This window comes from Frankia sp. KB5 (assembly GCF_002099325.1).
Classification (GTDB): domain Bacteria; phylum Actinomycetota; class Actinomycetes; order Frankiales; family Frankiaceae; genus Frankia; species Frankia casuarinae.
In genome coordinates, this window is the sequence record NZ_MRUJ01000066.1 from 20,354 (window position 1) to 29,884 (window position 9,531).

At 68.5% G+C, this 9,531-nt stretch carries 10 protein-coding genes and 1 pseudogene; 7 read left to right on the forward strand and 4 right to left on the reverse strand.

What is annotated here, in order from left to right:
• The first annotated feature begins 30 nt into the window (after positions 1-30).
• Positions 31-207 (forward strand): hypothetical protein, encoded by a 177-nt coding sequence (locus KBI5_RS26170; protein ID WP_157493378.1) that lies wholly within the window; start codon positions 31-33, stop codon positions 205-207.
• Positions 208-297: 90 nt separating this feature from the next.
• On the opposite strand, the gene KBI5_RS07610 is transcribed toward KBI5_RS26170, so the two are convergent.
• On the reverse strand, positions 298-1,017 hold the full coding sequence (locus tag KBI5_RS07610; RefSeq protein ID WP_023841073.1) for an SDR family oxidoreductase: 720 nt from the start codon (positions 1,015-1,017) through the stop codon (positions 298-300).
• Positions 1,018-1,074: 57 nt separating this feature from the next.
• On the opposite strand from KBI5_RS07610, the gene KBI5_RS07615 reads away from it, so the two are divergent.
• The 6 genes from KBI5_RS07615 (at position 1,075) to KBI5_RS27705 (ending at position 7,632) form a co-directional block, all read left to right on the forward strand.
• Positions 1,075-1,704: a TetR/AcrR family transcriptional regulator gene (locus KBI5_RS07615; protein WP_085014789.1), complete on the forward strand. Its 630-nt coding sequence runs from the start codon at positions 1,075-1,077 to the stop codon at positions 1,702-1,704.
• Between the two features lie 138 nt (positions 1,705-1,842).
• Positions 1,843-2,277 carry a helix-turn-helix domain-containing protein gene (locus tag KBI5_RS07620; RefSeq protein ID WP_241882727.1) on the forward strand — a complete coding sequence of 145 codons (435 nt, stop codon included), beginning with the start codon at positions 1,843-1,845 and terminating at the stop codon, positions 2,275-2,277.
• 199 nt (positions 2,278-2,476) lie between these two features.
• Positions 2,477-4,903 carry an excinuclease ABC subunit UvrA gene (locus KBI5_RS07625; RefSeq protein WP_085014795.1) on the forward strand — a complete coding sequence of 809 codons (2,427 nt, stop codon included), beginning with the start codon at positions 2,477-2,479 and terminating at the stop codon, positions 4,901-4,903.
• Between the two features lie 277 nt (positions 4,904-5,180).
• Positions 5,181-7,199, forward strand: coding sequence for an ATP-binding protein (locus tag KBI5_RS07630; RefSeq protein ID WP_241882728.1), 2,019 nt, complete (start codon positions 5,181-5,183; stop codon positions 7,197-7,199).
• On the forward strand, positions 7,141-7,362 hold the full coding sequence (locus KBI5_RS27700) for a hypothetical protein (protein ID WP_035910211.1): 222 nt from the start codon (positions 7,141-7,143) through the stop codon (positions 7,360-7,362). The genes KBI5_RS07630 and KBI5_RS27700 overlap by 59 nt, the downstream gene beginning before the upstream one ends.
• 102 nt (positions 7,363-7,464) lie before the next feature.
• A complete protein-coding gene (locus tag KBI5_RS27705) occupies positions 7,465-7,632 on the forward strand; it encodes a hypothetical protein (RefSeq protein WP_162492182.1) in 168 nt (55 codons plus the stop codon).
• Here the strand turns inward: KBI5_RS27705 and KBI5_RS28660 are convergent.
• The 3 genes and pseudogenes from KBI5_RS28660 to KBI5_RS07655 all read right to left on the reverse strand — a co-directional run.
• Positions 7,629-7,826 (reverse strand): annotated as a pseudogene (locus KBI5_RS28660) (hypothetical protein); the annotation flags it as partial. The gene KBI5_RS27705 and the pseudogene KBI5_RS28660 overlap by 4 nt on opposite strands.
• Positions 7,827-7,875: 49 nt before the next feature.
• On the reverse strand, positions 7,876-8,280 hold the full coding sequence (locus tag KBI5_RS07650; RefSeq protein WP_085014791.1) for a type II toxin-antitoxin system VapC family toxin: 405 nt from the start codon (positions 8,278-8,280) through the stop codon (positions 7,876-7,878).
• Positions 8,281-8,301: 21 nt separating this feature from the next.
• A complete protein-coding gene (locus KBI5_RS07655; protein WP_043590978.1) occupies positions 8,302-8,499 on the reverse strand; it encodes a hypothetical protein in 198 nt (65 codons plus the stop codon).
• Positions 8,500-9,531 lie beyond the last annotated feature (1,032 nt).

The following is a 9,531-nucleotide window of genomic DNA, read 5'->3' on the forward strand; positions in this document are numbered from 1 at the left end:
GTGCCACCGTGCCCAGCGACGGCGGGCCAGGTGCGGACCGCCGACCGGGCGAACGAGAACGTCGCACGCATCGTCCTGCGGAGCGGTGACACGGCGGCCGGCGATCTTCCCGATGGCTGGTCGCGGGCCGTGCTGCGGGAGCTGGGCACCATCCAGGCCGGCCCGTCTAACCAGGTGGTCAAGCGGCTGCTGACCAACCACCGCTGACGGGATCGCGCTGGTGCTGCCCCGCGACTGCTGGACGCGTTGCACGCGGGGCTGTCGGCAGAAGACGTCGCTGACGGGTTGGAAGGCTGGTCAGCCCATCGACACGAGACGGGCCCCGCCGTCGGTCTCGATGACTGTGCCGGTGAGGTTGGCGTTGGTGGCTGCGACGACGGTGACCTCGGCGATGTCGTCCGCGGTCGCGATCCGCTGGGTGGGGAGCGCCTGGGCGGCTTGGGCGAAGTATGCCTTCCGGGCCTCGTCGGGTATGCCACTCCACCAGGGGGTGTCGACCAGGCCGGGGGAGACGCCGTTGACCCGGATCGGCGCGAGTTCCACAGCAAGCGGCTTGACCAGGGCCTCGACGGCGCCGTTGAGGGCTGCGATGCCTGCGGTTCCTGGCATTCCGGCGCGGGCGGTGATCGCGCCGAGCAACGTGATGGAGCCGGTCGCTGTGAGGTGCGGCACAGCCGCCTGGATGGTGGTGAGGTGAGCCCAGAACTTCGCGTCGAAGGCTCGGCGGAGCATGTCGAAGTCCAGGTCAGCGACAGATCCCGAACCTTCGCTGCCACTGAGGCTGATGATCAGCCAGTCGATTCGGCCGATCGTCTCGATGACGGCGCTGATCTCGGCACGGTTGCCGCCGTCCGCCCGGTGGACGATCAGCTCCGGGTCGCTGGCCGCGACGTCATCGAGCCGCTGCTTGCCGCGGCCGACAACGTGGACCGTTGCGCCAAGGGCTTGCAGCCGCCGGGCGGTGGCCAACCCGATCCCAGACGTTCCCCCGACGACCAGCGCGGTGTGCTCGCTCACGTGATCTCCTAAATCGAACCGTTACGTCTCGTATCGGATTGACGATAGCATGCCTCCGTGACCGACCACCCCATCCCGGTCCGACCCGGACGCAAGCGCAGCGAGGAGAGCCGGCTGGCCATCCTTGCCGCGGCGATCGAGCTCGTGGGAGAGGTTGGCTACGCAGGCTTGACGATCGAGGGCATCGCGGCCCGCTCCGGCGCGGGCAAACAGACGATCTACCGCTGGTGGCCGTCCAAGGCCGACGTGCTGCTTGACGCGCTGGCCACCAAGGCCGACCTGCACGTGCCCATCCCGGACGAGGGCAGTTACACCGCCGACCTGCGTGCCTTCCTCACGGCTAGCTTCCGGCTGGGCCGTGACCAGCGGGTAGCCGATGCACTGCGCGCACTGATGGCCCACGCTCAGATCGACGAGGAGTTCCGGGGACGGTTCCGCTCCTCGTTCTTGCAGCGCCGCCGTGACGCGCTCGGGATCATCCTCGACCGGRCCCGGACCCGCGGCGAGCTGCCACCCGTCCCTTCCCCTGGCACCGCCGCTGACCTCGTCTTCGGCGTCATCTGGTACCGGATGCTTGCCACCAGCCAACCCGTTGACGAGAATCTGATCGACGAACTCGTAACCACGCTCACCGAACCACGACCCGCCGTCGGCACATCCACTCCAGCAGCGAGGAAGAGCACATGAGCGAATCCGTGACGCGGTACTGAACCTGCACGGTCCCATCGCCACCCAGGGCGCGGCGGAGTGGACCGTTCACCTGTCCGTTGCCCGGCCCGGCCCGGCCCGTCCACATGCTCGGCGCGATGTGGCACGATCTGGCAGGTGACGAGCAGACCCGTCGCGGCGCGGCGCCTGATCGACCTCGCGCGGCTGCGCCGCGTCCGCGACCGGATCGACCGGGAGTACGCGCGGCCGCTGGATGTCGAGGCGCTCGCCCGCGGCGCGCACATGTCGGCCGGRCATCTCAGCCGCGAGTTCCGGCTCGCCTACGGCGAGTCGCCGTACGCCTATCTGATGGCGCGGCGCATCGAGCGCGCAATGGCGCTGCTGCGTCGTGGCGACCTGAGTGTCACCGAGGTCTGTTTCGCGGTCGGCTGCTCGTCGCTGGCCACCGCCGTCCTCGACGGCACCTTCGCGCGGCTGCAGGCCAGCGGCGCCGAGGTCGTCCAGGAGCCGACCGAGCAGCCGTACGGCGTTCGCGACTGCGCCTTCCGCGATCCCGCGGGCAACCTGATCCGCATCAACGAGCTCCGCTGAGCCGTCCGGCGATCGCAGCATGACCGGCCCGACGGCACCTCCCGTGTACCAGGCACCTCCCGTGTACCAGGCACCTCCCGTGTACCAGGCACCTCCCGTGTACCAGGCACCTCCCGTGTACCAGGCACCTCCCGTGCACCAGGCACCTCCCGTGCACCAGGCAGATGGAGACACGATGAGCACGGCCATGAGCACGGCCATGAGCACGGCCACGAGGACGGACCCGCGGTCGCCGGACCCGCGGTCGCCGGCGCCGCACGTTGCCGACCGCAGCGATGTGATCCGCGTGCACGGCGCGCGCGAGAACAACCTCAGGGACGTCAGCATCGAGATCCCGAAGCGCCGGCTGACGGTGTTCACCGGCGTCTCCGGCTCGGGCAAGAGCTCGCTGGTGTTCGGCACGATCGCCGCCGAGTCGCAGCGGCTGATCAACGAGACGTACAGCGCCTTCGTGCAGGGCTTCATGCCGACGCTGGCGCGGCCCGAGGTCGACGTACTCGAAGGGCTGACGACCGCGATCATCGTCGACCAGCAGCGGATGGGAGCCGACGCCCGCTCCACGGTCGGCACCGCCACCGACGCGAACGCGATGCTGCGCATCCTGTTCAGCCGGCTCGGCGAGCCACACATCGGCTCGCCCAACGCGTTCTCCTTCAACGTCCCCTCGGTCCGAGCGGCCGGCGCGGTCACGGTCGAACGCGGTGCCGGTAAGACCAAGACCGTGAAACAGACCTACACCCGCGCCGGCGGCATGTGCCCGCGCTGCGAAGGCCGGGGCACGGTCTCCGAGATCGACCTCACCCAGCTTTTCGACGACTCCAAGTCGCTCGCCGAGGGCGCGATCACCATTCCCGGCTACAAGGTGGACGGCTGGTGGACGGTGGGGATCTTCATCGAGTCGGGCTTCCTCGACCCGAACAAGCCGATCCGCCAGTACACGAAGAAGGAACTCCGGGACTTCCTCTACAAGGAACCGACCAAGGTGAAGGTCAACGGTGTCAACCTCACCTACGAGGGGCTGGTCCCCAAGGTCCAGAAGTCGTTCCTCGCCAAGGACCCCGACGCGCTGCAGCCGCATATCCGGGCGTTCGTGGACCGGGCGGTCACCTTCACCGCCTGTCCCGACTGCGGCGGCACCCGGCTCAGCGAGGCGGCTCGGTCCTCCAGGATCAAAGGGATCAACATCGCCGACGCCTGCGCGATGCAGATCAGTGACCTGGCCGAATGGGTCCGCGGCCTCGACGAGCCGTCGGTCGCGCCGCTGCTCGCCACGCTGCGGCGGACCCTCGACTCGTTCGTGGAGATCGGGCTGGGCTACCTCTCGCTCGACCGGCCGTCGGGCACGCTGTCGGGCGGCGAGGCGCAGCGGGTCAAGATGATCCGCCACCTCGGCTCCTCCCTCACCGACGTCACCTACGTCTTCGACGAGCCCACCACGGGCCTGCACCCCCATGACATCCGGCGGATGAACGACCTGCTGCTACGGCTGCGGGACAAGGGCAACACGGTGCTCGTCGTGGAGCACGAGCCGGAGACGATCGCGATCGCCGACCACGTCGTCGACCTCGGCCCCGGCGCCGGAACAGCGGGCGGCACCGTCTGCTTCGAGGGCACCGTCGAGGGGCTGCGGGTCAGCGGCACCCGCACCGGCCGCCATCTCGACGACCGGGCCGCCCTCAAGGAGGCGGTGCGGACGCCCACCGGCCGGCTAGCGATCCGCGGCGCGACGGCGCACAACCTGCGCGGCGTCGACGTCGACATCCCGCTCGGGGTGCTTGTCGTCGTCACCGGCGTCGCCGGCTCCGGCAAGAGCTCGCTCGTGCACGGGTCGATCCCCCATCTCTCGGGGCCAGCCGGCGCGGGTGTGGTGTCGATCGACCAGGGCGCGATCCGCGGCTCGCGACGGAGCAACCCGGCGACGTACACCGGACTGCTCGACCCGATCCGCAAGGCGTTCGCGAAGGCGGGCGGCGTGAAGCCGGCGCTGTTCAGCGCCAACTCCGAGGGCGCCTGCCCCACCTGCAACGGCGTCGGGGTCATCTACACCGACCTGGCGATGATGGCCGGCGTCGCCACCACCTGCGAGGAGTGCGAGGGGAAACGGTTTGAAGCATCGGTGCTGGAGCACCATCTCGGCGGCCGCGACATCAGTGAGGTGCTCGCGATGTCGGTGACCGAGGCCGAGGAGTTCTTCGGCGCCGGGGAGGCGCGCACGCCGGCCGCGCACGCCATCCTCAACCGGCTCGCCGACGTCGGGCTCGGCTACCTCAGCCTCGGCCAGCCGCTCACCACGCTGTCCGGCGGCGAGCGGCAGCGGCTCAAGCTGGCCACCCACCTGGCCGAGAAGGGCGGCGTCTACGTCCTCGACGAGCCGACCACCGGCCTGCACCTCGCCGACGTCGAGCAGCTGCTCGGCCTGCTCGACCGGCTCGTCGACGCCGGCAAGTCGGTCATCGTCATCGAGCACCACCAGGCGGTCATGGCGCACGCCGACTGGCTCATCGACCTCGGTCCCGGCGCTGGCCACGACGGCGGCCGGATCGTCTTCGAGGGCACCCCCGCCGACCTCGTCGCAGCCCGCTCCACCCTCACCGGCGAGCACCTCGCGGCCTACGTCGGCACCTGACCGAGGACACCGGCGTGCTGTTTGAAGCGGACCGGGAGGCTGGCGATGCCGCGCAGGACGAGGTCCTACGGTAGGCGAGGTGGTCCGTGAGCGGCGTCATCGTGATCCCCCTCCGGATGAGCTCGTGCAGCACGATCCGGTCAGGGTTGTCGGCCGGGTAGGCGGAAAGATCACAGAATCGTGGATGTCGCGAGCCGCGTACGGATGGCGCTGGGTATAACTTACATAGCAAGTAAGTTACAGGTGGTGTGAGTTGCTGGAGGGAGGCGGGGCGGCGGTGGCCTTTGTGAATCGCACCGACGAACTCGCCGCTCTGGAGGCGTGGTGGCGCTCGACCGACCCCCGGCCGGCGGTGGTGGGGGGACGGCGACGGGTCGGCAAAACCGCGCTGTTGCAGCGCTTCGCCCAGGGCCGTCGGTCGGTGTCCCACACCGGAGCCGGTCGGGCGGCAGTTGGGGAACTGGCGCAACTATCCCGTCAGGCGGCCATCGCGCTACCGGGGCGAATCCGTGATCTCGCTGCTCGTCCCTATCTCGACTGGGACGACGCGCTCGACGACCTCGCCGCGGCGGCTGAGCAGGAGCCGCTCCTCGTCATCCTGGACGAGTTTCCCGAGATCGTCRCCACCTCACCCGAACTGCCCGGAGTCCTGCGGGCCTTCCTCGATCGAACAGCCGGCCGGACCAGGCTGCGGATGCTCGTGTGCGGGTCGGCCGTGCGGCACATGACCGCGCTACAGGAGCAGCGGGCGCCTCTGTACGGCAGATTTGATCTGTCACTGTCGCTGCATCCGTTCCGTCCGCACGAGGCCGTACTCATGCTGCCCAGCCTGACGCCATCCGACCGGGCGCTCGTCTACGGGCTGGTTGGCGGAGTTCCGTTGTATCTGTCGTGGTGGGACCAGGGCGCCGATCTCGCTGACAACCTGCTACGGCTGGCCTGCCGGCCCGGGGCGCCGCTGCTCACCGAGGGCCAACTCGTGCTTGCCACCGAGGTGGAGCACGGTGAATACCCGGCGGCCGTGCTCCACGCGATCGCCGAGGGCCGCACCCAGTACAACGAGATCAAGGACTATATTCGGGCTGAACCGGCCCGTACTCTGGATCGGCTCGTCGAGCTGCGGCTGGTCGAACGGCTGATGCCCGTCACCGAACCAGCGCGCAGCCGTCGGCGCGTCTACCGGATCGCCGACAATTTCCTCGCTTTCTATCTCGGCGTGCTGTCTCGGTACCGCGCGGAGATCGAGCGTGGATTAGGGAAAGCACTGCTGCCAGTACTGATCGAGAGTCTGGACGACCATCTCGGCAAACCGTGGGAGGAAGCGTTTCGCGAGCACCTACGCCGACTCGCGGTCGTCGGCGCGCTGGGCAGGGACATCGTCGCGGTCGGGCCTTATTGGAACGCGGGTGGGCAGAACGAGATCGATGCGGTCGTGCTCGCGGGCAGGGACCGACACCCGGTTCTGTTCGGCGAGGCGAAGTGGGCGCGCTCTGTTGACGGTCGACGGATCTCCAGCCGGCTCCTGGAAAAGGCTCACGCTATTACATCGGCCGTTCCAGCAGCCTCGGAGCGCCAGACAGACGACGGAGCTGCCGGCCCTGACAGTGGCGGGACCGAAGGCTCTGCCCGGGCACGCCTTGCGCTGTGYGCTCGCGAGGAGATCCGTAACGCGCCGCCAGGATGTCTCACTGTCACTGCCGCCGACATCTTCGATCAGCAATATCCACCCGAGCCGCGCCGGAGCTCTCTCATCGGGACTTGGCTGGAGTACGCCGCCTGGGCCGCTGCATGTGAGCGTCCAATGGTGCTCTCATGCCGCCTTACCTCTCGGCGAGGCGCTCCGAGTCTGACCGGCCGAGGCCGCCACGAACGGCAAGGTGGCGAAGGAGGCCACCCGCGCGGAGGCCCAGCCGGCGATCGCCCCACCGGCCAGCGCGCTGACCACGAGAACACCGCTCTCGATCATGGTGGCCCGGCCGATCCAGGTCTCGTAGAGCTTGCTCGAGCCTGTCTCCTCCAGGACGACGTCGTAGACGATGCTGTCCACGGTGCCGGAGCTCAGCGCGAAATAGATGCCGAGGATCATGGCCACGGCGATATAGGTCGCAACGTTCCTGCTCAGGCCGGCCGGTCGGCTCCCTACTTAGCCCAGGCCGGTGTGCGGGAGGCAGTGCTCGGCTTCGAACAACCCGGGGCGGCTGGCCAGGAGAAGGTCCCGGTTTTCGACGCGGGGCCCGGTGGCGGGCAGCGACCAGGTCAAGCCAGACCCGGTCGCGCAGCTCGATACCGTCGATGACGACGCAGCCGGGGTAGCCCGTCGCCGCCGTGAAAGCGTCGCGTTCGACCGAGCGGAACCGGAACCCGCGCCGCTGGTAGAAGCGCAGGTTGTCGATGTCGGCGGCGGCCGTCGCGACGAGCAGCGCGGTCACCGGAGCACCCGCGAGAAGCTCGACCAGTGACTCGATGAGCGCCCGGCCTATCCCATGTCCCTGATGGGGCTTCAGCACTGCCATGTTCTTGATCTCGACCGTCTGTGGGTGTCCGGTGGGAACGAATTGAAGATGTCCCACGATTCGGTCGTCGAGGAGCGCGACCAGAACGTGGCCGAGGTGGAGGTAGGCGTCGAGTTGACTGGCCGAGTCTTCGGCCAGCTCGAACAGAGGGCGGAGCTCGCGTCGATCGCCCTGGTACTGCTGAATTCGTGGTGTCGTGGTCATGGCTCTTTTTAGCAGCGCCAACCTGCGCCGGCCGTTTCCGCCACCGGTCTTCTCCATGGCTGACCGGACAGCCTCGGGCTGGCCCGCCAACATCGCCGCGCGTTGAGGATGGCGCGGGTGTGGAGGAGGTCGAAACCGGCGCGCTGCGTGTTCTGCTGGGACTTCGATCCCGGCTGAGTCGTCACGGTGGCGACGTCGCAGCCGGCCACCACGGCGTACCGCATGACCCCGGGGCCCGCCGTTCGGAAGCAGCGGTTACTCCTCGCCAAGAATCCGTAGACCACGATGATCCCTGAAGTACATGYAGTCCTTCRGGTTCAAGGTGGCGAGYGGCAGATTGTGRGYGAGGCAGCACGCCGCGATCCACATGTCGTTGACTGGACGGGGCTGTCCGGCCCGGGTGGCGGCTGCGGAGAGTACGCCCCAGGTGGCAGCGACGGCTTCGTCTCCGGGTAGTACAGGGATTCCTGAAAGCCAGTCGGCGAGTTCCCGACGTCGACGACTACCCCAGTCTCGCGGATCGGTCCACTTGGTGAGCTCACCGAAGGTCACGAAGGTGATCAGCGGCCGGCGGCCGATCAGGCGGGTTGCCACGGGCCTGCTGAGCCTGCGCTTGTGACTCAGGGACACGATGTCGGTGTCAAGGACGACGGGCTGCACGGCGACGGCTCAGGCGACGGCTCAGGCGACGTCGCGACGACGCTCGGCGTAGGTGAACGCGAGGAACTCGTCGAGCTCCTCGTCGGAATCGAAGGTGTCAGCGGCCAGGTCGTCGAGCGAGCGGATGGGTTGGGTACCTCTCGTGGCCAGGAGCTCCTCGACGGTGACCGTGGGGCGCAGCGGCGGGTACAACGGATGGCCGATCCCTGGAGTGCTCATGGACGAGACCTCCTCGCTGGCGTCTCCGGCACACTGCAGCCAGGACCGGCATACGGCGCGACGCACAGCTCGCGACCCGTGCAGCTGTGGCATGGATACACAGGTACGCCCATTCCACCCGGACGAGTTCATCCAGCCCGCGCCGATGGATGGGCGGCCGGCTTGTGGACGTTCGTCTGCGAGGTGGGCGGCGGCCATCCCCAGCCAGGACCACACCGCGGGCTGGCGACCACCCCGCAGACGGCCGGGTAGCCCGGGTTGACGGAGAAATTCGGCCTGGATGTCGAGCTGCCCGCCGTGCTCACCGAGCACCGGGCCGGCGGGTGGGTACGGCCCCGTGGAGCGGACGTACGCCCGTCGCCGGCCGAAGGACTTCGCACGCCTGGTGGCGCACTGCGGGCATCGCCCGGTTCGTATTGTGCGAACTTGACGACTAGCAAAAGGTTGGACGAAATCCCAGGTCGCACCAATAGTCCTGAATACCTGTGGACAGAACCGGGCGCAACCCGAACCGCCACCCCACCATCCCCGGCCCCACGATCAACATCCCCGATCGCACAAGCAGGCCGTCTGCCAGCGGAAACGTGCGGCCACGGCGGGGAACGTCCATGCACGGGGCGCGGGTCACGACCCGGGATGACACCAGTGGTCGAAGCCGRCAGACCATGGCCCCGAGCGCCAGCCCGGACATCCGCCGTTGAGTGGTGCGCTCGGGTAGCGGGAACGACACGTCCACGATGACCGGTATTACATGGTGGGACGCTGCCCGCTGTTCAATCACTTCGCTGTTGACCGACATGCGGATAGGGAACGAGCAATGGTTGAGACCTGTGGATCGGCTGGGGAGGGCGTACCTTCCCGGTGATCGAGGTTGAGGTCTCAGTCAGACCGACGTTGGCGCGTCGGTCTGGAAGGCGCGCCCGTGCTCACGGTAGTCCCCGAAGACGGCACGCCCGCCGATGGTCCGGCGAGCAGCCCGTCGCTGATCGACGAGATCGTGCGGGAAGGTGCCCGGCGGATGCTCGCCGCCGC

What these genes read in the sequence shown, in the direction of transcription:
- KBI5_RS07625 (WP_085014795.1), top strand. Translation starts at nt 2,477, where the DNA reads ATGAGCACGGCCACGAGGACGGACCCGCGGTCGCCGGACCCGCGGTCG.
- KBI5_RS27705 (WP_162492182.1), top strand. Translation starts at nt 7,465, where the DNA reads ATGTCCCACGATTCGGTCGTCGAGGAGCGCGACCAGAACGTGGCCGAG.
- KBI5_RS07655 (WP_043590978.1), bottom strand. Translation starts at nt 8,499, where the DNA reads ATGAGCACTCCAGGGATCGGCCATCCGTTGTACCCGCCGCTGCGCCCC.